The organism is Bacillota bacterium LX-D (assembly GCA_031628995.1).
Lineage (GTDB): Bacteria > Bacillota > DUOV01 > DUOV01 > Zhaonellaceae > JAVLUO01.
Window position 1 is genome coordinate 51893 of the sequence record JAVLUO010000005.1, and the last position, 21271, is coordinate 73163.

Here is a 21271-nt window from a genome sequence, read left to right on the forward strand (position 1 = left end):
TTATCAATATGAGTATGAACACGCGCGCAACGTTGAATCGCGAAATCATGAAACGGGCTATTGTTGATTCGTTTAAGAAATTGGACCCGCGTTACATGATCAAAAATCCGGTCATGTTTGTGGTGGAAGTCGGGTTCATAGTAACGTTAATCATGACTTTCGCGCCCGGGGTGTTCGGTGGGGAGCCGGACCCGGTCTTTAATGGAATGGTCAGTTTCATTCTGTTCATCACCATTCTGTTTGCCAACTTTGCCGAAGCCCTGGCAGAGGGACGCGGAAAAGCGCAAGCGGATACCTTGAAAAAGACAAAGCAGGATGTAAAGGCCAAACTGGTGCAAAAAGACGGTTCCATCAAACTGGTCAACTCTTCTGAGCTGCGGAAGGGCGATGTCGTGATTGTGGAAGCGGACGAATTGATACCTGGTGACGGAGAGATCATTGAAGGCATTGCGGCCATTGACGAGTCGGCCATTACGGGGGAATCGGCCCCGGTCATCAAAGAGGCGGGCGGTGACTTCAGCTCGGTAACGGGCGGCACTCGCGTAAAGAGCAACCAGATCAAAGTTCGCATTACAGCAGATCCCGGCGAGTCTTTCCTGGAGCGAATGATTAACCTGGTGGAAGGCGCCAAACGGCAAAAGACCCCCAACGAGATTGCGCTGCACACGGTGCTTGTGAGCTTGACCCTGATTTTCTTGATTGTTTGTGTGACATTGGTACCGATTGCTTCCTATGTTAACGTTACACTTTCTGTTGCAACGCTGGTGGCATTGTTGGTATGCCTCATGCCGACTACGATCGGGGGCCTGCTGTCGGCGATCGGGATTGCCGGCATGGACCGGGTTACCAAGTTTAATGTCATTGCGATGTCAGGAAAAGCGGTGGAAGCATCCGGCGACATTAACACGATTATTCTCGACAAAACGGGAACTATCACGTTTGGGAACCGGATGGCTTCCGTCTTTACCCCAGTCGACGGAATTCAGCAAGATGAACTGAAGCGTGCGGCGCTGCATAGTTCCATGCACGATAAAACTCCGGAAGGCCGTTCCATCGTAGAATTGGCCCGCAAGTTGGGAGTGCCGGAGAAGGAAATGGAAGCGCCCGGCTCCGAAGGCATTGAATTTAAAGCGGAAACTCGTATCAGCGGTACCATTTTTGCAGATGGCCGGGAAGTTCGCAAAGGGGCTGTTGACGCGATCAAGAAGTTTGTGTCTGAAAAAGGGGGAACCATCCCAGCTGACCTTGACCAAAAAGCAGAAACAATTGCCAGGGAAGGCGGTACGCCTCTTGTTGTGGCGGAGGGAACCCGAATTCTGGGCCTCATCTATCTGAAAGATACAGTGAAGCCGGGTATGCGGGAACGTTTTGAGGAACTCCGAAAAATGGGAATCCGCACGGTCATGTGTACGGGAGATAATCCGTTGACATCGGCTACCATTGCACGTGAAGCTGGCGTGGATGACTTTGTTGCGGAAGCCAAGCCGGAAGACAAGATTGCTTTAATTCGAAAAGAACAAGCAGAAGGAAAACTGGTGGCGATGACTGGGGACGGTACCAACGACGCTCCCGCGCTTGCCCAAGCGGACGTGGGATTGGCGATGAATACCGGGACGGCTGCTGCGAAAGAGGCGGCCAACATGGTCGATCTGGATTCTGACCCGACCAAGATTCTTGAAGTGGTAGCAATCGGGAAGCAGCTTTTGATGACACGCGGTGCACTTACCACTTTCAGTATCGCTAACGACGTGGCAAAGTATTTCGCCATAATTCCCGCGATGTTCATGACCGCGATTCCGCAAATGAAGGCATTAAACATCATGAATTTGGCAACTCCCAATAGTGCAATTCTGTCGGCGTTGATTTTTAACGCGATTATCATTCCGCTCTTGATTCCACTGGCGATGAAAGGGATAAAATACAAGCCGATGGGCGCTTCCCAACTGCTCAGCCGCAACCTTTTCATTTACGGATTGGGCGGAATTGTGGCCCCGTTTGTCGGAATCAAGATTATCGATATGATCCTGGGTTTGTTCAATCTTAAGTAAGTTTCGAAATCATTGATGAAAGCAAAGGTGACTTGGTATGATAAAAGCTTTGCGGCTTAGCCTTGTACTGTTGGTGATTTGCGGGCTTCTCTATCCGTTAGGAATGACGGGAATTGCCCAACTGTTGATGCCCTATCAGGCGGACGGAAGTTTAATGAAGGATGCAAACGGAAATGTGGTTGGTTCGGAACTGATTGGACAGTCTTTTAAGGATCCGAGATATTTTACCGGTCGTGTTTCTTCGATTGATTATAATGCGGCAGGATCCGGTTCCGGCAACCTGGCCCCCTCCAATCCCGCACTTATTGAACGGGTTCAGAAAGACATTGACGCGTTCTTGGCAGCCAACCCTGGTGCGAAGAAGGAAGACATCCCGGGAGATTTGCTCACCAACTCCGGTTCCGGTTTGGACCCGCATATTTCACCCTTGGCGGCAAAAATTCAGGTTCCGAGAATTTCACGGGCTCGCGGAATCCCTGAGGAACGCTTGAATGCCTTGATTGATGTGCACACGGAAGGACGACAGCTGGGAGTTTTCGGGCAGCCGCGTGTCAATGTGGTAAAGTTAAATCAAGCTTTGGATGCAATCCGATAGCTGGTTTCGAGGAGCGGCGAATTCGCCACTCCTTATTTCCCTGTTCGGAAAGGAGACAAGGACATGGCGGAAGAGTTTCGCAGAAAAACCCCGGAAGAAATCCTTCAATCAATCAAGGACATGCAACGGGGACGGCTAAAAATTATCCTGGGGGTCGTAAGCGGTTCCGGCAAAACCTACCATATGCTGTATGAAGGCTACTCCCTGAAAAAAAAGGGATTGCATGTGGTAATCGGGGTGGTGAGCCCGACTATTACCGCAAAAATACTGGAACAAATGCAGGACTTGGAAGTGGTTCCGCCAATTGAATGGCATCATAAGGGAGAAATTCGAAGGGATTTGGATGTGGAGACCATTTTGTCCAAACATCCGGATGTGGTATTGGTCGATGATTTGGCGCATCGCAACCGTCCAAACGCACCCCGCCCAACCCGCTTAGATGACGTACTCTATCTAATTGATCAAGGCATCAGCGTCATTACCACAGTGAACATCTATGAACTGAAAGGGATTCACCATGTGGCGAAAGAACTGACCGGGGTGAAGGTGCAGGTTGAAAACTGCGTTCCCGCCGATACCTTGTCTCTGGCAGATGAAGTGAAGCTGCTGGATGTGACGCCGGAAGCCATTTTGCAGCGGATCCAGGAGGAAAAAATTCAAACCAACAAGCTTTACCAACTGGATAACCTTGTAGTCTTGCGGGAACTGGCTTTGCGTATTGTGGCGGAAGAAGTCAATGAAGACTTGGCCGAGTATCGGGAAACCCACGGGATGGTGGGCGCTTCCGGCGCAACGGAACGAATTTTGGTCACGGTTCAATATCACTTGACCGGATCAATTTTGATACGTCGGGGACAACAAATCGCGAAACGGCTGGGTGGAGACTTGTTGGCAGTATGTTTCCGCAACCCGAACAAAACCTTGTCGAAAGAAGAAGCCACTTTTAAACGTTCGATCAAAAAATTGGTCGAGAAGATAGGAGGTACCTTCGAAGAAGTGTCGATTTCCTCCGACGATGAGGTAGCTGAAGGGATCGTCCGCTATGCCACCCAACATAACGTGACGCGAATCGTCTTGGGACAATCGAAGCGCACCCGTTGGGAAGAGATTTTGAAAGGTTCCATCATAAACCAGATCCTGCGGAAGACGAAAAATATCGACATCTTTATCATGGCTGACCGGGCCGAGAAGAAAGGGGAGCGTATTCTTCCAGCCCGCCGCGTTCGGAAAAAATCGCCCCATCCTTACCACAAACTGACACCGGAAGAGATGGAGAAGGAGATCGGCAAAATCAAGCGCGGCAAACTCAAAGTGTATATCGGGGCAGCGCCCGGTGTCGGAAAAACGTATACAATGCTGCGTGAAGCGAACGAATTAAAGAAAAAAGGAATTGACGTGGTTATAGGACTGCTTGAAACCCACGGTCGAAAAGAAACTTGGGAGCAGGTGGGGGATCTGGAAATCATCCCGCGCAAAAAAATTCAATACCGCAACGTAATACTTGAGGAAATGGACACTGATGCGATCATCAAACGCAACCCGGAAGTGGTGCTGGTTGATGAATTGGCCCACACCAACGTGTCAGGCAGCAAGTATCAGAAGCGGTACCAGGGTGTAGAGCAAATCCTAAATGCGGGAATCTCAGTTATCTCTACTATGAATATCCAGCACTTGGAGAGTCTAAACGACGCGGTGGAACAAATCACCGGCATCCGGGTGCGGGAAACGGTACCGGATCATGTTCTTCATTCTGCCGATGAGATTGAGCTGATCGACATATCGCCCAAAGCCCTACGGGAGCGAATGAGGGAAGGAAATATTTATCCTATGGAGAAAGTCGAGCAATCACTAAATAATTTTTTCAGGACGGGAAACTTGATTGCCTTACGAGAATTGGCCTTGCGGGAGGTTGCCGATGAAGTGGATGAACGGCTCGAATCCTGGGATCGTCGAACGCTGCGGGGGCATTTGAGACAGCAAGAGGCAATTGTTGTTTGCGTCAACTTACAGCCTGACAGTGATCGTCTGATTCGGCGGGGGTTCCGCATCGCGTATCGCTTGAAGGCTGAATGGTACGTTGTGTACGTCAAAGACCAAGCACTGACACCAGAGGAAGAGCAGCGACTGCAAAAGTTGAAAGAACTGACAGAGCGTTTGGGCGGAAAATTTGAAATCCACCAGGCGGCCGAGCGGCGCAAAGTCTTCCGTAAACTGGTGGAGGTACTGAATCAAAAAGAAGCTACACAAGTGGTTATTGGCCACTCTGCCCGTACACGTTGGGAAGAAATCTGGAAAGGAGCTGTAGTACAAAAACTTCTTCGTGCAGTACGCCATCTGGACGTCCTGGTTGTAGCTGATCCTGCTTTACATTAACTTCAACTTCGCCAGAGGAACAAACATCAATAAATGGTAAAAAATAATACGGATTTTCGCAATGTTTTGGCTGGCATAGCATTTAGTCTGAGAATTTTTGAGATTACAAAACCTTTCAGTATTACTGTACAGCCAGACCTTTCAAGTGAAAAAGTATTTAGGGAAATAGCCCGAAAATGAATGTTGTAGCAAAACCAATATTTATCCTACTGGATTTTGTTGAAGGAACATGTAGCGACGATTTTGCCAAAAATATGATAGACTTTCTTGAAAGCTTCCGTTTTGAATATGTGCATCTAATTGTTCTGGGACAGGAAAGTATTTTTCGTAGACTATCCGTCCTGCAACGTGAATCTCTTAAAATTCCTGCACCAATCTATATGACCGGCTGGTCAATATTTCGCAAGTGGAACAATAGACGACATGAAGCGATGGGTAACGAAGCCGCCGGATCAAATTATGGAGGAGGCAGATAGAAACAGATATCAACGTATTTCAGAAAGATTACGGGCAACTGCCGATAAAATCATATGTTTTGCATTGCCATTCAGTATTGAAGAGGCAAAAATAGTCTTTCCTAATGACTATGTTGAAACCATTCGCGAAATGCTGAGATATGGTCTTTTACGTCATCACGACGAGCAGCTTCTCGAAATGCACGAAACAATCCGGTCAGGTCTGGAAGAGTTTGTCCTGCCGATGATTAGGCATAAAACTCATGATGTTTTGGCTAATTATTATTTTTCCGCTGCTTGAAATGTTTGTGGGTCAAACTGACGATATAAAAATGCGGCTGGTTCCGCTTTTTTTGCGGAATAAAAGTTGAGATGCTCTACGACCAGCGCTGTAGTTTTTGAGCAATTATTTACCAACAGACGTTGGTGTTAAGCAGGTAAGGGAAGTGAATACAGTTTTATGTTAATTGGAGCTCGTTGATGAAGAGGAGGTTTTTGAATTTATATCTGCTATTCCACTAATAGTAGATATAAAAGATATAATACTTTCTAAATCGGTGCTTTTAGGTAATCTGGGTAATCTTATTTGGGAACAGCGGCATGTTCTACGGCCAGCGTGCAAAAAGCTTTTGTCTGACAAAACTGAACATGAGACTGCTCTGGAAAACGCATTGCGCATACTAATCTTTTTAGGTGACACCGATTTTATAAAGCTGGCGGAAAGCTTTATTGGAAAAAAAAGGCGATTAGGCAGTATTGCGTTATTTATGCTTAATCTGATTCCGAAATTACTTGATTTTACGTGTCTATTTAACGGGGGACGCCGCATAAATATGAACCTCTTATACTTGATGATATGGATATTGTAAATGTTGTTGAAATATCAATGGATGAAAATAAATGGGAAAGTTAGTATAGATCCTGAATAGAAAATTAGTGATAATACTTAATGCATTGGCGCAAGTATTTAAAAGTGTCACAACAGGATAGTGTGAATCAAAAGTTAGAAGGTATAAAATATGGAGAAAATGTCATTGATTTTTACTAGAATTCTTTATACGTTATTTATAATTGGAACTATAATTTCACTCTTTATTGTTTATAAAGATATAGACAATAGTATTGCTTTCAAATTCTTGATAGGGTATCTATTTTTTACTTTCTTTTTGATTTTGTATGTCCCTTTTATTACTATTTTAAATTCAAGAAAATTAAAGCGGGTTGAGATAAGGAAAAGGCTGTTCAAGTTTATTGCTTTGTTTATTTTATTTGGATCTTTAAATTATATCTTTGATTACGTTTTTAGACCTTCAAACATAGATGTATTTAGAGAATTCTCTATTGCTTTGGGTTTAGCTTTTGGTATCTCCTTTATCGATGTTACATTTTTAAAAAAGAAAGAGAAATAAAATAGTTTAAGGCAAATCCATAAACTTAAGGAGTAGTTTAGTGGAAGAAAAGCTGTAGACAAGGAAAGAACTCTTTGGAGGGGCTGATAGATGAATTTATATATTTTAAATACTTTTACTGAACAAGTTTTTAGTGGAAATCCGGCTGCTGTCTGTGTTTTACAGTAAGAAAAGGTCGGTTATCATAATTCTTTTAGTGTTCGTACCACTTCTCTAAGTATTGCCGGGTTGAAGCCAGGGTGGATCTCTATAACCGCATGCCCTTGACGCTTACATTAGTGCTGCTACCATGATTTCATTCTCAAAAATTTCAGTCCATCTTGAAAACTCAAGATTAGTAGTAACGAGTAACACTTGCGCGTTCAGAATGCTCAGAAATAACCTGAAATAGTAGTTCTGATTGGTGTCTGTTAAAAGTCAGATAAGATAATTCGTCAAGAATTAGTAAATCAACATTTGACAGAGTTTTCTCATACTTTGACAACTTATTGAACTGAAGTGCTTCTGATAGGTCATTAACTAAGGCAGCAGCCGTATAAAATCGGACGTTAAAGCCAGCTTGGCATGCTTTGAGACCTAGGCCAATAGACAATGGGTTTTCCCAGCTCCGGGATTACCGATCATGACTATGTTTTGCCTGTTTCTAATAAAGTCACAGTTTGACAGTTCCCAAATGCAGCCACTTGAAACTTTCTCTAGACAGTTAAAATCAAACTCATCTAATGTTTTAACAAAAGGAAATTTAGCAGCATTAAGCTTACGTTTTTGTTGGTTTTCTTGCCTTTGAGAAACCTCTATTTTCATAAGATTTCGCAGGAAATGTTCATAGCTTTCCCCAGGTTCAAGCTGCCGGATGACATTTTCATAGTTTATAAATGATGAAGTACGTATGTTTTTAGCGTAAAGTCTAATAGTTTCCTTAATCGGATTAATTTCATTCATATGGACATATCCCCTTCCCCTAGCAAAGCATCATATTTAGTGAGCCCAGCATTTCGTACCTTTATTTTATTTGAAACGGGTAACGGGTGTGCTTTAGAAATAGGTGCTAGAAAAGATAGAATTAAATCTACAGTAATGTAAGCGTAAAATAGTCCCCACACTGTGTATAGGTGGGGACTATTTTACGCTTACGAAACTAGCAATGATATGGAAACAAATATTCCTGGTGCTTTTGCAGCTGGAGACGTTCGATCAAAAAATGTACGTTAAGTAATAACTGCGGCATCTGATGGTGTTATAGCAGCGTTAAGTGCGGAAAAGTATCTTCTTTCTAAACGATAAGTAATATCGATTATTATTTTACAATTAATTACCTCTATTAAATTAGAACGTTTTAAATCCTACTCCCATATACTATATGGACTTAAGTTTGGAGGTGGGATTTTGAGTACATTAATGATGGCTTTCTTCGCTTTTTCCGTAATAAAAGGAATTGCTCTTTTAGTTTCGTACATTAGCAATAACGCTTTCCCACAGCCTTTATCAGAAGAAGAAGAAGCATTACAGCTTACAAAAATGAAAAAAGGGGATTTTGAAGCTAAAAATGTTCTAATCGAACATAATTTACGATTAGTAGCGCATATTACTAAAAAATTTGAAGGATCAAGTGAGGATAGTGATGATCTTATTTCTATAGGAACTATAGGTTTAATTAAAGCAATAAACACTTTTGATCCTGGAAAAGGAACTCGGTTAGCTACTTATGCTGCACGGTGTATTGAGAATGAAATTTTAATGCATTTACGATCTATAAAAAAAGTCAGAGGAGAAGTTTCCTTATATGACCCTATTGGAGTAGATAAAGAAGGCAATGAAATTACTTTAATTGATGTTTTAGGAACAGATCATGATGTTGTATCTGAGTCTGTTGAAAATGCTTTTGAACAACAAAGAGTTTTAGAAAAAATCAAAATTCTTAATAAAAGAGAAAGAAACGTTTTAGAGCTACGCTATGGTTTATTTAATTCATTTAGAAAAACACAAAGAGAAATTGCGAAGCATTTAGGAATTTCTCGTTCCTATGTTTCTAGAATTGAGAAAAAAGCAATTGAAAAACTTACTAAAGAATTTACAGCTGATAAAAAGCAATAGTAAGGCTTTTGGTCTGGCTTTTTTGTATTAATTACTTTTTACAACCTTAGAATTAACTATTTTTTGGACGTGATTTATCGGTTATAATAAAATTAGAATTGTATAATTTATTTATCATTTTGCTAAGAAGAGAGGATATAATGGTTAAACATTTTTTAAAACCTCGATTGCATGTTAAAACGTTACTCCAAATACCCTTGCAAGAAATAGTTAGTAAAGGTATTAACGGGTTAATTATTGATTTGGATAATACAATAACTGAATGGAACAGTCCAAAGCTTAGGAAGGAATTTATTGAATGGTTTAAATTATTGTCAGCCTACAATATTAAGGCATGTATTGCATCTAATAACAATAAAGAAAGGGTTGAACAGATAGGCATTAGTTTAGGGATTCCCGCTATTTATAAAGCATGTAAACCACGGAAACGCGCTTTCCGTAAGGCCATAAGAATAATGGGGACAGATATAAAATCAACTGCTGTAATAGGTGATCAACTATTTACCGATATTTTAGGTGGGAATAGATTGGGATTATACACAATTTTAGTTACCCCTTTGAATTCAAAGGAATTCCTAGTTACACGTATGGTGAGGAAGGTGGAACACTTATTTTTAAAAGCACTACTTGAGAAGCGAAGTCAATATGAAAATTAAGGGTGATACTGTAGTAATGGGTATAATAGGTTATCCATTAAAACATTCTTTATCACCAATAATGCATAATGTTGCCTTTAAAGCTTTAAACTTAAATTATGTTTATGTTCCTTTTCCTATAAAACCTGATAATTTAGTTCAAACTATAAAATTTTTACCGAAATTAGGAATTAAAGGTGTAAATATAACTATTCCCTATAAAGAAGAAATACTTAATTTTCTAGATGAAATATCTGAGGATGCGTTATTAATTGGAGCAGTAAATACAGTAGTTATCAAGGAAGAAAAAATGTATGGTTACAATACAGATGGAAATGGTTTTTATCAATCATTGATAGCGGCTGGCTTTAATCCCGATGGTAAAAAGGTATTAATTGCAGGTGCTGGAGGAGCTTGTCGTGCTGTTGCATTTACTTTATGCAAAAAAGGAATTTCTGACCTCAATTTAGCTGTTCGTTCATTTACTAAGGCAGAAGCCCTTGCCAATGACCTTAATTCACACTTTTCAACTGACATAAAAGTTACTTATATAGATAATCTAACTGAAGAAGAAGTTAGTGAGGCAGATTTAATAATAAATACAACTCCAGTTGGTATGTATCCCCAAGTAAATGATCTGGCACCTTTAAAAGTTAAATTTTTGCATTCTAATCAGTTTGTTTGCGATTTAATTTATAATCCATTTGAAACAAAGTTATTACAAGAGGCCAGAAAAAAAGGTTGCCGAACCCTGAATGGATTAGGAATGTTAGTATACCAAGGGGCAGAGGCATTTTCTTATTGGACTGGTCAAGAGGCACCTATAGATTTGATGTCGAAAGCTGTTTTGAAATCCCTGCTAAATAATTAGAAAAGTAATAGTATGAAAAATATTGACAGAAAAAAGTTCTCACTTTTAGGAGGATTTTTCTATTTCCTTGTTAAATTGCTAAATAATAGCAATTTACAGGGAGTTGATTACTATGTCGGAAAAACTTACAATTCAGCAAGTTAGCAATATTTTGCAAGTAGAAATTAGCACACTACGTTTTTGGGAAAAAGAATTTGAAGAATATTTAATGATTAAAAGTAGCAAAGGTATACGCAAACGCTACGGGCAGGAACAACTTGAAATATTTTCACAAATTAAGGAGCTTTTACAAACTGAACAATACACTATTAAAGGTGCAAAAAGAAGGCTTGAGCTAGAAAGAACATTGACAAATGCTTTAGGAGTTGAGCAAAACTTTAAAACAACAGTATTTCATATGTTGAATTCTATCATGTCAGAGTTACAAAAAACTCGAGAAGAAAGCCAAAAATTGACTAGGGAAATTCAATTATTAAGAATGGAAAAAGAAATAATAGAAGGTAAATTGTTGGAAGAACAGAATAAAGGTATATTTGAATTTTTAAAAGGGAAATGGCAGATTAAGAGGACAGGTGAAGTAAGTTAGCTGGGTTCTTTCGGTTTTATAATTTTAATTACAAAGCTAAACATTTTTAGAAAAGATATAATATTATTAATATATATTAAAGGAGAGTTGACATGCTGCGTTTTTTAACAGCTGGTGAGTCGCATGGAAAATGTTTGACGGCTATAATCGAGGGGTTTCCTGCGGGATTAAATTTAACTGCAGATTATATTAACAAAGAATTGGCTAGGAGGCAGCATGGCTATGGTCGGGGAGCAAGAATGGAAATTGAACATGACCAGGTTAGTATTCTTTCTGGCATTCGCGGAGGGAAAACTCTTGGCAGTCCAATAACTCTAAATATAAGTAATAAAGATTGGGAAAATTGGCAGAATATTATGAGTCCCGAGGAAGAAGCTGATTTAAATTTAGGAACAATCACTAAGCCCCGACCAGGCCATGCAGACCTAAGCGGAGCAATAAAATATGAACATAAGGATCTCCGTAATGTATTAGAACGAAGCAGCGCACGAGAAACAGCTACTAGAGTTGCAGTTGGAGCTGTTGCAAAGAAACTTTTACAGGAAATTAATATAGAGATTATTTCCCATGTGATTAGTATTGGTGATGTAAAAAGTTTAGGGCCTATTAGTATTCAAGATATAAAACAAAAAGCTTCGAATTCACCAGTTTTTTGTGCAGATATTGAAACCGAAAAAGCCATGTTGCAAGCAATTGACCGAGCCAAAGACAATAAGGACACTTTGGGAGGGATTTTTGAAGTCATTGTTTTAAACATGCCTATGGGAATTGGTAGCTTTGTACATTGGGATAGAAAGTTAGATGCTATGTTGGCACAAGGCTTAATGAGCATTCAAGCTATTAAAGGAGTAGAATTTGGCATTGGCTTTCGCAGTGCAGCATTACCTGGATCTAGGGTGCAGGATGAAATAGCCTATAACCAAGAGCAGGGGTTTTTTCATTTAACCAATAATGCTGGGGGCTTAGAAGGCGGAATGACTAACGGTGAGCCATTGATTATTAGGGCAGCAATGAAACCGATACCTACATTAATGCAACCCTTGGCAAGCGTAGATTTGCATACTAAAGAACCTTTTAACGCTGCGGTTGAACGTTCTGATGTTTGTGCTGTTCCTGCTGCTTCTGTTATAGGAGAAGCAGTCGTTGCTTTTACCTTAGCGCAAGCTATTCTGGAAAAGTTTGGAGGAGACACTTTGGAAGAAATAAAGGATAGAGTAAATAAATATCGTGAATATCTGAGGCAGGTTTAATTATGGGACAGCAACTAAATATTATATTGATAGGATTTATGGGAACTGGGAAAAGCAGTGTTGGACGGAAATTAGCTAGAAAACTGAATAAAGAATTTATAGATACTGATCAAGAAATAGAACAGTTAATTGGTTTGAATATTACACAAATATTTAAAAAATATGGAGAGGTAAGATTTAGGTCTGAAGAAAAACTAATGATTGAAAAAATTGCCTCTAAAAGAAATTGTGTAATTAGTACGGGGGGAGGTACTGTCTTAGATCCTGATAACGTTGCAATACTCAAAAATAATGGGATATTAATCTGCTTAACGGCTTCGCCTGCAACTGTTCTTTCGCGAGTAGGTAAAAATAATAATCGGCCAATGCTTAAAAATAAGTCGTCATTAGAGTTAATTTCAAGCCTTATTGATGAACGCAAACCATATTATAAGTGTGCTGATTTTTCCGTTGATACATCAGACTTAGATATAGATGAAATAGTGGAAAAAATTTTTTTGTTTTTAGATGAAAGAGGTTTATTGAATGCAGAAGTTAATGGTTGATTTAAAAGAAAAAAGCTATCCGATATATATCGGAAAAAATCTATTGGGGAAAATAGGTGAAATATTATTAGATTACTCTTTAAGCAAAAATTGCTTAGTTATTTCAAATAATACAGTTTTTAGCTTATATGGTGAAAAGCTTATAACGTCCCTTCAAAATTACGGGTTTAATCCTAGAATTGCTTTAGTAGAAGATGGTGAAGGGGCAAAAGCTTTAAGTTGGGCCAATACTTTGTATAATCAGGCCATAGATGCCTCTTTGGATAGGTTATCACCAATTATTGCTTTAGGTGGTGGAGTCGTTGGTGATCTGGCTGGTTTTATTGCAGCTACCTATTTACGCGGAATTCCTTTTATACAAGTCCCTACTACATTGTTAGCACAAGTTGATAGTAGTGTAGGGGGGAAAGTTGCAATTAACCATCCTCGAGGCAAAAACCTGATTGGATCATTTTATCAGCCGAAGTTGGTGGTTACTGATTTAACCACTCTTGTAACACTTCCCGAACGAGAAGTTAAAGCTGGTATGGCTGAAATTATAAAATACGGTGTTATATGGGATGGCGAATTTTATCAATATATCAAAAATAACTGGAACGGAGTTTTTAGATTTGACTTTGAAATATTAAAAAACATTGTTACTCATTCATGTAAAATAAAGGCTGAAATTATAGGAAAAGACGAATTGGAAAACGAAGTAAGAATCATTCTTAATTTTGGCCATACCATTGGACATGCTTTAGAAACATTAACTGGCTATACCAAATATAGGCATGGGGAAGCAGTAGCTGTTGGCATGGTTATTGCTGCTAATATTGCTCTTCAAAAAGGTTTGGTTACTGAAATAGTTAAGAATGATATTGCGGAATTTATAAATTCCATAGGCTTACCTACTGAAATTCCTTCTGAACTTAAACCAGAAAAAATAGTAGAATGTGTTCACCACGATAAAAAGATGAAGAATGGGTTAATTCAACTAATTCTGCCTCAAAAGTTAGGTAAGGCAATTTCAATGAATTTAAAACCGGAGGAAATCTTGCTTTATCTTAGTTAAGAGAGTTAGGTGATTTTATGGTTTTACAAAAAAACTTAGGTGAATTTTTAATCGAAAAGGGGTTAATTTCCTGGGAACAGTTGCAAAAAGCCTTAAGTATTCAAAAACCAAAACAAAATTTAGGACAACTTCTAATTAAATTGGGTTTTATTTCTGAGGATGAGTTTTTAAGCGTTCTAAAAAATGAATTTGATGAACAAAAAGAACCTATTAAACCTATTAATGAAAAGCTAAATAATAATTATCTTATTGATGGCAGAGCTCCTATTATAAAATTAGTAGATGAATTAATAGAGGAAGCTATTGGAAGACAAGCTAGTGATATTCATATTGAGCCCCAAGAAGACCGTTCCCTTAGGGTTAGATTTAGGATAGATGGACAATTACAGGAATATACAACTTTATCAAAAGATGTTGCTCCTAATTTCATTGCTAGAATTAAGATTATGGCCGATATAGATATTACTGAAAAAAGGATTCCTCAGGATGGTAGAACTAGGGTTATATTCAAAAACCAAGAAATTGATCTTCGTATCTCTTCCGTACCATTAATCTTTGGCGAGAAAATTGTAATACGTATTTTAGATAAAGAAAAGAGATTTATTAACCTTGAAAAATTAGGGCTAGAATCAGAACAATTTGAAGAATACAAGAAAATGTTAAGAACCACCCAAGGTATGATCTTAATTACAGGTCCAACTAGTAGTGGCAAAACTACTACTCTTTATGCTAGTTTAAAAACAATTAATAGTTTAGAAAAAAATATTGTAACTATTGAGGATCCTGTAGAATACGTATTAGAGGGTATAAACCAAATGGGAGTAAATCAGAAGACAGGATTAACATTTGCTCTGGGGCTTCGTTCCATCTTACGTCAAGATCCCGATGTTATTATGGTAGGAGAAATAAGGGATAATGAAACAGCTGATATAGCAATACGAGCTGCTACTACGGGTCAGTTAGTATTAAGCACATTACATACGAATGATGCAGCAGGAGCTTTACCCCGTTTAATCAATATGGGTGTAGAGCCTTTTTTAGTTGCTTCAGCTGTAATTGCAGTTGTTTCGCAAAGGTTGGTTCGTAAAATTTGCCCTTATTGCAAGGAAGGTTATGAGGTAGCTAAAAACTCTTTGGAGAGGTTACTTTTAGGTAATGTTCAAGATGATTTAAGATTACATCGAGGAAAAGGGTGTGCAGAATGTGCTGGGACGGGCTATAAAGGAAGAACGGCAATTTTTGAGTTGTTACCTATAGACGAGGATATACAATATTTTGTGATGCAAAAAATGCCTTCAAAGGAAATTAAAAAACAAGCAATTAAAAAAGGAATGTTAACATTAAGAGAAAATGGCATTAGGAAAGTTTTAAATGGAAGTACAACTTTAGACGAAGTTATGAGAGTAATTGGTTGATGGAGGCTTGGTTATGCTTTTGAAAGATATATTACAATCTGCTCTTAATAAAAAGGCCTCAGATATTCATTTGACTGTTGGGCAAAGGCCAGTTTTTAGAGTAAATGGAAGCTTAGAACCTCAACTTGACTTTGAAAATATTTCTCCAGAAAAGAATGAGCTTTTTACTAAAGAAATGTTGGACAGTTCAAAGCTCAGCTTATTACAACAAAATGGTGAACTTGATTTTGCTTATTCAATTGCTGGACTTGGACGATTTAGGGTTAATGCATTTTATCAAAGGGGATCCATTAGTTTAGTACTAAGAATTATTAATTCTTCAATTTTGTCTTTTGAAGAATTAAATTTACCAACTATTTTAAATGAATTTACTAAGAAAAATAGTGGAATTGTTTTAGTTACTGGGCCAACGGGAAGCGGTAAATCAACAACTTTAGCTGCTTTAATTGACAAAATTAATAATGAACATAATTGCCATATTATTACTTTGGAAGACCCTATTGAATATACGCATAAACATAAAAAAAGCATTGTTAATCAAAGGGAAATTGGTTCAGATTCAAGATGTTTTGCAGCTGCTTTAAGGGCTGCTTTGCGCCAAGATCCCGATGTTATTATGGTAGGAGAAATGCGAGATTTAGAAACCATTAGTACTGCTTTAACTGCTGCCGAGACTGGCCATTTAGTTTTTGCCACATTGCATACAAGTTCAGCATCCCAGACAATAGATCGCATTATTGATGTATTTCCCAATCACCAACAGCAACAGGTTCGCATTCAATTAGCAGATAGCTTGCAAGGAATTGTATCTCAGCAACTTATTCCACTGAAAAATTTGAAAGGACGAGTTGCTGCATTTGAAGTTTTAGTTGCTTCTACTGCCATTCGTAATTTAATTAGAGAAGGAAAGACGTATCAGATTATCTCCAGCATTCAAACTGGAGCAAAGTATGGAATGGTTTCAATGGATATGGCGTTAAATAATTTGCTTCAAAAGGGTTTAATTAGCCAAGAGGAATTTTTAGCTAGAAATACTGATAAAAATAGTTACTTTAATAAGTAATTTTGTTACATTTTGTTTTTTAATGAAGGAATTTACAACTGCATATAGAATATAATCAATAATTTAACTTTAATATAAAAAAATGGAGAGCTTGGTTGATGCCTAAATTTTTTTATAAGGCAAGAGATGAAATTGGGAAATTATATGAGGGTCGTATAGAAGCTGAAAATATTAATGATGTAGTTAGACAATTACGCAACCAAAATCTTTATATAATAAAAATAGTTAATACTGAAGATATATTTAAATTGCAGAATATTTTTAATTTTAGGATACCTCCTTCCGAACTAGCGATTTTTTGCCGCCAATTTTCTTCTATGTATGATTCTGGTTTACCATTATATACTGTTATAACAATCCTTCAGAATCAAGTGTCAAATAAAAAATTGCATCATGTTCTTAAAAGTGTAGGACAGAGCTTACAAGAAGGTACTTCACTTGCTGCAGCTTTTGAAAAACATATAGATATTTTGCCAAATATGATGATATCCATGCTTAGGGCAGGGGAAGTTAGTGGAACCTTGAATAAAATACTACGTCGCATGGCTGTTTATTTTGAAAAAGATTATAACATAAGAGAAAAAATAAAAACTGCTATGATTTATCCTGTCATTTTAATTTTTGTTTTTTTTATCTCTGCTTATATTGTCTCAAGTTACGTATTGCCAGCTTTTCAAGAAATGGCTATGAGCTTAGGTATTGAATTACCATTTACAACTAAATTAATTTTTGGAGTAAATAATTTAATCGTTAATTTCTGGTACTTTTTTGTTTTTGGTCTGGTTATTTTGTTAATACTTATGCAAAAAACTTATAAAACGGAAAGGGGAGCAGCTTTATGGAACGAAATTCAACTGAAAATACCAATTTTCGGCGATCTATTGCAGAAAATAATAATTGCTCGTTTTGCTCGAATTTTAAGTGTGCTTTTAGATGCCGGTACGCCAATTTTGCTTGCGCTTGAGATGAGCAAAAAAACTGTAAACAATAGAATTATCTTAAAAACCCTAGATGAAATACAAAGCAGTATTCGTCAAGGAAAAAGTATCTCCAGTTCTTTGTTACACAACAAAGCCTTTCCACCCTTAGTTATTCAGATGATTGAAATTGGAGAAGAAATTGGACAACTTGATCGGATGCTGGAAAAGCTTAGTACTTTTTATGAGGAAGAAATTAACCATTTAATCGGCAGACTAAACTTATTAATTGAGCCTTTTACTACAATTATAATGGGCGTTCTTGCAGGTGCTTTTGTCGGCGCGGTTTTACTACCTATCTACAATGCAATTAACTCTCTTTAAAATATTGCTGTTAATTTTTTGGGGGGCTAAGAATATGTTGAAAATTAGAAAAAGTTTTTTACTTAATAGCAATGGATTTACTTTGTTAGAGCTGCTGGTGGTAATTGTAATCATAGGATTGTTAGCTTCAATTGCCATTCCGTCTTTTTCAGACGCGGCTTATAAATCAAAAAATAAAAAGGTAGAGGCAGACATAAGGGTTTTGCAAAGTGCTGCCGAACTATATTATGCGGAAAATAACAAATACCCTGAAGAATTACATGAATTAGTAGACTCCGATATATTAAAAGAGATACCAAAAGATCCCTGGGGAGGGGATTATAAAATTGATAATGGAGAAGTGTCTAGTAGTAAAACTTCTGATGAGTAATGAAAAACAAAATGCATTTGAAAAAAATAATAACCAAGGGTTTTCTTTGCTGGAATTGGTTGTTATTCTAACTATTATTTCATTTTTAACATTTATATATATACCTTCTTTAGGAAAAACAATTGAGAAGCAAAACCTAATAAATGCAGCCAGAATAATGACCGTTAACCTGCGAGAAGCCAGACAACTTGCAATTTCCGAGGAAAGGAATATTACTGTTCTTTTTCGGCGACAGCGTGTTCCCCAAGAACCTAACTCTTATGTAATTCGGTATGGTCCTACTGAAACTTATAAAAAAATATTCATAAAGTCAGGAATTTCACTTGTTAAGACTACTTTTACCTTGGAAACGCTTACGTTTAATACAATTGGAAATTGTAATGCAGGTACTGTTATTTTGGAAACACCGAACGGTGGAAAAATGTATGTAATTGTTGATAGCGTAGGGAGAGTAAGAACGAGTGATGTACCGCCTTTATAATACTTCAGGTTATTTATTAATTGAATTAGTTATAACTACTGTAATTATATCATCTACCCTTGTCGGTGGGATGCTTTTTTATGAATTAGGTGCTAAGATTGAAAATCAATCTGATCTAGAGTTAAAGGCTTTATATCTTGGACAAGCAAAAATTGAAAATTTAATTGGCACATTTAATTCGCAGGATACTTTTCTACCTACTGGATCGAATACTGAAATTATTGGTAGGTATGAAATAAATACAAAAATATTTGAAACCGATTCTAACGTACAAATGATTCAGGTTACAGTAAAATATATTATTTATAACAAAACTAAAGAGGTAAATTTAACTACAGAGGTGTTTAAATATTAATTTAAAGAAAGTGGAAGAAGGATTCACTCTAATTGAATTAGTTGTTACATTAACAATACTTAGTTTAATAATGTTACCGGTATTAAATTTGCAGGCTTTAAGTATCAAGGCTTATAAAAGATTTGATGCGGGTATAGAGCTTATGCAGCATCTTAGTATTGCCATGGAGTCTGTGGGCAGCGATATTAGAAAAGCAAGTTCTATTAGTTTTAGTTCGGAGTTAAGCAAGCTAGTTTTGAATACTAAGGATGGTGTTATAACTTATAGATTGGAAAATGAAAATATTTTCGGTCCATCGGGAGTTAGAGGAAAACAGCTATGGAAAAATTATGCTAATGACCCAATAGCAAGCTATTTAAACAGCTTTAATGTTAAAGTGGAAAATAATTTTGCCAAAGTTAAATTGACTGCAATTAAGCCGAATGGTGAAAATGTAGTTTTAGAGAATATGTTTTTTCTCAGAAATAAATAGGAGGTGTTATTTATTAAATTAAGTAAAAATTCAGAGGGGTTTGTTCTGATATTTGTTTTGCTTATTTTTCTCTTAATATTGACTTTTGGCAGTGCTATTGCTTCTGTTACGGTGAGTGAATTTAGAATATTAAAAAACCTAAGCAATTCAACAAAAGCATTTTATCTTGCTGAAGCTGGTTTGGCGGAAGCAAAAAAAATTATTATTAACAGTAACTATTCTGCTATCAATAATCTTAGTATTAATAAGGAAATTGGTGAAGGGGACGTAAATATAAAAATAACTCGTAAAGCAGATCTGTATACAATTATTTCTGTTGGAAAGATCGGTAGGGCTCGTAGAACTGTTGAGGAAATCATAAGAATTGTAATTAATCCTCAACTCCCTAAACAGGTAAAATTAATTAGAATTAACTGGTCTGAAGGGTAAAAAATGCTTAGTATACTTAAATATTTTAGTAGCGTTAAATCTGTTGTAGGCATGGAAATAAATTCATCGTATATTAAATTGGTAGAACTAAGAGGTTCTTTTAAGAATTGTGAGTTGATCGGATTACAGAAAATTGATTTGCCACTAGGTATTATTGATGATGGAAAAATAATAGATCAAAAAAACTTTATTAAATTATTAAAGGAAATTGTTGAGGAACAGAGTTGGCAGGGAAAGCAAATAGCTATAGCTATTAATAGTAGCAAAATAAAGGTAATTCCAATTTATTTGCCGCTAATGCCACAAACTGAGTTAAAAAATGCGGTAAGCTGGGAATTGCAAAAATTAATTGATTTTGAAGAAAAGGAAATTGTCTTTGATTACATTTGCTTTGGTAAAACCCAAGTTGAGGATAACGAAAAAATGCTAATCTTGGCAGCAATAGTACCAAAGCTAATTAGTATTCAATATTACAATACATTTCAGAGTGTAGGGTTAAAACTTACTACTTTAGATATTATTCCCTGTGCTCTTTGCAGAACTTTCCCTTGGCCCCCTAACGACTTTAATATATATGCGATTATAGATATTGGAAATGAAAGAGCAGTTTTTTGCCTTGTGTCCGAAAACAAGCTATTATTGACGAAAACTATTAATTTTACTGATATAAAAATAATCCCGAGTAATTTACAATTGCTTATAAATGAATTAAAAGGCTCACTAAAATTTTTAGGAAAAACGGTTAAAAAAATTATCTTAACAGGGGAAAGATCTAATCTTCCTGGCTTAATAGAATTTTTAAATATAGAGTTAGATATAGATGTAGAATTAGGTAACCCTTTAGTTGGCATTTTAGCTGCTAACGATTTTCTAGATCCTAGTTTTAGTGTTGCAGGGGGGTTGGCATTAAGGGGGTTAAATTAATAATGGAGATAAACTTACTGCCTGCGGAATTGAGAAGTAGCTCATTACCTAATTCATTTTACTTTATAGGTAAGATTACAGTTGGTATACTACTACTAATTACTTTGTTAACCTATTTAATTTTCAAGGGATTTAATTACGTTCTCCAGAGTAAGAACATGGAAATTTCCCAAAAATTAGACCAAAATCAAATTATATATAGGCAGATAAATATTATCAAGGGTGAAATAGCAGAACATGAAAAGGAAATAAAAGAATACGAATCAATTTTAGAACAAAAAAATTATTGGAATAAAATATTTTGCACAATAAATAACAAAAAACCTAGTACTGTATCTTTAACTAAACTCCAGGTACAAGGTAATAATAAATTACTAATTAGGGGCACTACTTCGAAATTAACTACTATTGGTGCTTTCATTTATCAACTTAGTAAAATAGAATTTTGTAATAAAGTAAATCTTAATATTGCTACAACGTCATTGGAGAAAAACACAAATATTGAATTTGAAATTATTGTTGACCTGAAAGAGGATGTGGTTTAAT

General features: G+C 37.0%; 24 protein-coding genes and 1 pseudogene. 24 read left to right on the plus strand and 1 reads right to left on the minus strand.

All coding sequences use genetic code 11. The features are described from left to right. Window positions 1–8 precede the first annotated feature (8 nt). The 6 genes from kdpB to RDV78_06020 all read left to right on the plus strand — a co-directional run bounded on the left by kdpB (window position 9) and on the right by RDV78_06020 (window position 6880). Window positions 9–2048, plus strand: a complete 2040-nt coding sequence (gene kdpB / locus RDV78_05995; GenBank protein MDS1030045.1) for a potassium-transporting ATPase subunit KdpB — start codon at window positions 9–11, stop codon at window positions 2046–2048. A 37-nt stretch (window positions 2049–2085) separates the two neighbouring features. Continuing rightward, on the plus strand, window positions 2086–2643 hold the full coding sequence (gene kdpC / locus RDV78_06000) for a potassium-transporting ATPase subunit KdpC (GenBank protein ID MDS1030046.1): 558 nt from the start codon (window positions 2086–2088) through the stop codon (window positions 2641–2643). Window positions 2644–2706: 63 nt separating this feature from the next. Then, a complete protein-coding gene (locus tag RDV78_06005) occupies window positions 2707–5016 on the plus strand; it encodes a universal stress protein (protein ID MDS1030047.1) in 2310 nt (769 codons plus the stop codon). A 176-nt stretch (window positions 5017–5192) separates the two neighbouring features. Next, a complete protein-coding gene (locus tag RDV78_06010; protein ID MDS1030048.1) occupies window positions 5193–5492 on the plus strand; it encodes a hypothetical protein in 300 nt (99 codons plus the stop codon). Beyond that, entirely contained in the window at window positions 5440–5772 is a 333-nt protein-coding gene (locus RDV78_06015; protein ID MDS1030049.1) for a hypothetical protein, read from the plus strand. The genes RDV78_06010 and RDV78_06015 overlap by 53 nt, the downstream gene beginning before the upstream one ends. Before the next feature lie 718 nt (window positions 5773–6490). Continuing rightward, window positions 6491–6880, plus strand: a complete 390-nt coding sequence (locus tag RDV78_06020; protein MDS1030050.1) for a hypothetical protein — start codon at window positions 6491–6493, stop codon at window positions 6878–6880. A gap of 576 nt (window positions 6881–7456) precedes the next feature. Here the strand turns inward: RDV78_06020 and RDV78_06025 are convergent. Further along, complete coding sequence (locus tag RDV78_06025) at window positions 7457–7822, minus strand: ATP-binding protein (protein MDS1030051.1); 366 nt, start codon at window positions 7820–7822, stop codon at window positions 7457–7459. A gap of 192 nt (window positions 7823–8014) precedes the next feature. Between RDV78_06025 and RDV78_06030 the strand changes: the two are divergent. The 18 genes and pseudogenes from RDV78_06030 to RDV78_06115 all read left to right on the plus strand — a co-directional run bounded on the left by RDV78_06030 (window position 8015) and on the right by RDV78_06115 (window position 21270). After that, a pseudogene (locus RDV78_06030) lies at window positions 8015–8164 on the plus strand (thioredoxin-disulfide reductase). 99 nt (window positions 8165–8263) lie between these two features. After that, on the plus strand, window positions 8264–8974 hold the full coding sequence (gene sigK, locus RDV78_06035; GenBank protein ID MDS1030052.1) for an RNA polymerase sporulation sigma factor SigK: 711 nt from the start codon (window positions 8264–8266) through the stop codon (window positions 8972–8974). A gap of 140 nt (window positions 8975–9114) precedes the next feature. Continuing rightward, complete coding sequence (locus tag RDV78_06040; protein MDS1030053.1) at window positions 9115–9630, plus strand: YqeG family HAD IIIA-type phosphatase; 516 nt, start codon at window positions 9115–9117, stop codon at window positions 9628–9630. Next, window positions 9620–10480, plus strand: a complete 861-nt coding sequence (aroE, locus tag RDV78_06045) for a shikimate dehydrogenase (protein MDS1030054.1) — start codon at window positions 9620–9622, stop codon at window positions 10478–10480. Before RDV78_06040 ends, aroE begins: the two co-directional genes overlap by 11 nt. A 112-nt stretch (window positions 10481–10592) precedes the next feature. Then, the gene (locus tag RDV78_06050) at window positions 10593–11066 is read left to right on the plus strand and encodes a MerR family transcriptional regulator (protein ID MDS1030055.1); all 474 of its coding nucleotides are present in this window, start codon (window positions 10593–10595) and stop codon (window positions 11064–11066) included. A 92-nt stretch (window positions 11067–11158) separates the two neighbouring features. After that, the gene (gene aroC / locus RDV78_06055) at window positions 11159–12316 is read left to right on the plus strand and encodes a chorismate synthase (protein ID MDS1030056.1); all 1158 of its coding nucleotides are present in this window, start codon (window positions 11159–11161) and stop codon (window positions 12314–12316) included. 2 nt (window positions 12317–12318) lie between these two features. Continuing rightward, entirely contained in the window at window positions 12319–12861 is a 543-nt protein-coding gene (locus RDV78_06060) for a shikimate kinase (protein MDS1030057.1), read from the plus strand. Next, a complete protein-coding gene (gene aroB, locus RDV78_06065) occupies window positions 12842–13915 on the plus strand; it encodes a 3-dehydroquinate synthase (protein MDS1030058.1) in 1074 nt (357 codons plus the stop codon). Before RDV78_06060 ends, aroB begins: the two co-directional genes overlap by 20 nt. 17 nt (window positions 13916–13932) lie before the next feature. Next, window positions 13933–15330, plus strand: a complete 1398-nt coding sequence (locus tag RDV78_06070) for a GspE/PulE family protein (GenBank protein ID MDS1030059.1) — start codon at window positions 13933–13935, stop codon at window positions 15328–15330. A gap of 13 nt (window positions 15331–15343) precedes the next feature. Further along, a complete protein-coding gene (locus RDV78_06075) occupies window positions 15344–16393 on the plus strand; it encodes a type IV pilus twitching motility protein PilT (GenBank protein MDS1030060.1) in 1050 nt (349 codons plus the stop codon). 98 nt (window positions 16394–16491) lie between these two features. Then, window positions 16492–17694 carry a type II secretion system F family protein gene (locus tag RDV78_06080; protein ID MDS1030061.1) on the plus strand — a complete coding sequence of 401 codons (1203 nt, stop codon included), beginning with the start codon at window positions 16492–16494 and terminating at the stop codon, window positions 17692–17694. A gap of 34 nt (window positions 17695–17728) precedes the next feature. Further along, the gene (locus RDV78_06085; GenBank protein ID MDS1030062.1) at window positions 17729–18064 is read left to right on the plus strand and encodes a prepilin-type N-terminal cleavage/methylation domain-containing protein; all 336 of its coding nucleotides are present in this window, start codon (window positions 17729–17731) and stop codon (window positions 18062–18064) included. After that, complete coding sequence (locus tag RDV78_06090; GenBank protein MDS1030063.1) at window positions 18027–18545, plus strand: prepilin-type N-terminal cleavage/methylation domain-containing protein; 519 nt, start codon at window positions 18027–18029, stop codon at window positions 18543–18545. Before RDV78_06085 ends, RDV78_06090 begins: the two co-directional genes overlap by 38 nt. Further along, complete coding sequence (locus tag RDV78_06095; protein MDS1030064.1) at window positions 18526–18900, plus strand: hypothetical protein; 375 nt, start codon at window positions 18526–18528, stop codon at window positions 18898–18900. Before RDV78_06090 ends, RDV78_06095 begins: the two co-directional genes overlap by 20 nt. Window positions 18901–19042: 142 nt before the next feature. After that, entirely contained in the window at window positions 19043–19372 is a 330-nt protein-coding gene (locus RDV78_06100; GenBank protein MDS1030065.1) for a hypothetical protein, read from the plus strand. Between the two features lie 3 nt (window positions 19373–19375). Continuing rightward, window positions 19376–19801 (plus strand): hypothetical protein, encoded by a 426-nt coding sequence (locus RDV78_06105; protein ID MDS1030066.1) that lies wholly within the window; start codon window positions 19376–19378, stop codon window positions 19799–19801. 3 nt (window positions 19802–19804) lie between these two features. After that, the gene (pilM, locus tag RDV78_06110; protein MDS1030067.1) at window positions 19805–20725 is read left to right on the plus strand and encodes a pilus assembly protein PilM; all 921 of its coding nucleotides are present in this window, start codon (window positions 19805–19807) and stop codon (window positions 20723–20725) included. A gap of 2 nt (window positions 20726–20727) precedes the next feature. After that, window positions 20728–21270 carry a hypothetical protein gene (locus tag RDV78_06115; protein ID MDS1030068.1) on the plus strand — a complete coding sequence of 181 codons (543 nt, stop codon included), beginning with the start codon at window positions 20728–20730 and terminating at the stop codon, window positions 21268–21270. The last annotated feature ends 1 nt before the right edge of the window (window position 21271 follow it).

What these genes read in the sequence shown, in the direction of transcription:
- RDV78_06060 (MDS1030057.1), top strand. Translation starts at nt 12,319, where the DNA reads ATGGGACAGCAACTAAATATTATATTGATAGGATTTATGGGAACTGGG.
- RDV78_06020 (MDS1030050.1), top strand. Translation starts at nt 6,491, where the DNA reads ATGGAGAAAATGTCATTGATTTTTACTAGAATTCTTTATACGTTATTT.
- RDV78_06080 (MDS1030061.1), top strand. Translation starts at nt 16,492, where the DNA reads ATGCCTAAATTTTTTTATAAGGCAAGAGATGAAATTGGGAAATTATAT.
- RDV78_06085 (MDS1030062.1), top strand. Translation starts at nt 17,729, where the DNA reads ATGTTGAAAATTAGAAAAAGTTTTTTACTTAATAGCAATGGATTTACT.
- RDV78_06070 (MDS1030059.1), top strand. Translation starts at nt 13,933, where the DNA reads ATGGTTTTACAAAAAAACTTAGGTGAATTTTTAATCGAAAAGGGGTTA.
- pilM (MDS1030067.1), top strand. Translation starts at nt 19,805, where the DNA reads ATGCTTAGTATACTTAAATATTTTAGTAGCGTTAAATCTGTTGTAGGC.
- RDV78_06005 (MDS1030047.1), top strand. Translation starts at nt 2,707, where the DNA reads ATGGCGGAAGAGTTTCGCAGAAAAACCCCGGAAGAAATCCTTCAATCA.
- RDV78_06010 (MDS1030048.1), top strand. Translation starts at nt 5,193, where the DNA reads ATGAATGTTGTAGCAAAACCAATATTTATCCTACTGGATTTTGTTGAA.
- aroB (MDS1030058.1), top strand. Translation starts at nt 12,842, where the DNA reads ATGCAGAAGTTAATGGTTGATTTAAAAGAAAAAAGCTATCCGATATAT.
- kdpC (MDS1030046.1), top strand. Translation starts at nt 2,086, where the DNA reads ATGATAAAAGCTTTGCGGCTTAGCCTTGTACTGTTGGTGATTTGCGGG.
- RDV78_06025 (MDS1030051.1), bottom strand. Translation starts at nt 7,822, where the DNA reads ATGAATGAAATTAATCCGATTAAGGAAACTATTAGACTTTACGCTAAA.
- aroC (MDS1030056.1), top strand. Translation starts at nt 11,159, where the DNA reads ATGCTGCGTTTTTTAACAGCTGGTGAGTCGCATGGAAAATGTTTGACG.
- aroE (MDS1030054.1), top strand. Translation starts at nt 9,620, where the DNA reads ATGAAAATTAAGGGTGATACTGTAGTAATGGGTATAATAGGTTATCCA.
- RDV78_06015 (MDS1030049.1), top strand. Translation starts at nt 5,440, where the DNA reads ATGAAGCGATGGGTAACGAAGCCGCCGGATCAAATTATGGAGGAGGCA.
- RDV78_06090 (MDS1030063.1), top strand. Translation starts at nt 18,027, where the DNA reads ATGGAGAAGTGTCTAGTAGTAAAACTTCTGATGAGTAATGAAAAACAA.
- RDV78_06040 (MDS1030053.1), top strand. Translation starts at nt 9,115, where the DNA reads ATGGTTAAACATTTTTTAAAACCTCGATTGCATGTTAAAACGTTACTC.
- kdpB (MDS1030045.1), top strand. Translation starts at nt 9, where the DNA reads ATGAGTATGAACACGCGCGCAACGTTGAATCGCGAAATCATGAAACGG.
- RDV78_06115 (MDS1030068.1), top strand. Translation starts at nt 20,728, where the DNA reads ATGGAGATAAACTTACTGCCTGCGGAATTGAGAAGTAGCTCATTACCT.
- RDV78_06075 (MDS1030060.1), top strand. Translation starts at nt 15,344, where the DNA reads ATGCTTTTGAAAGATATATTACAATCTGCTCTTAATAAAAAGGCCTCA.
- RDV78_06100 (MDS1030065.1), top strand. Translation starts at nt 19,043, where the DNA reads ATGCAGCATCTTAGTATTGCCATGGAGTCTGTGGGCAGCGATATTAGA.
- RDV78_06050 (MDS1030055.1), top strand. Translation starts at nt 10,593, where the DNA reads ATGTCGGAAAAACTTACAATTCAGCAAGTTAGCAATATTTTGCAAGTA.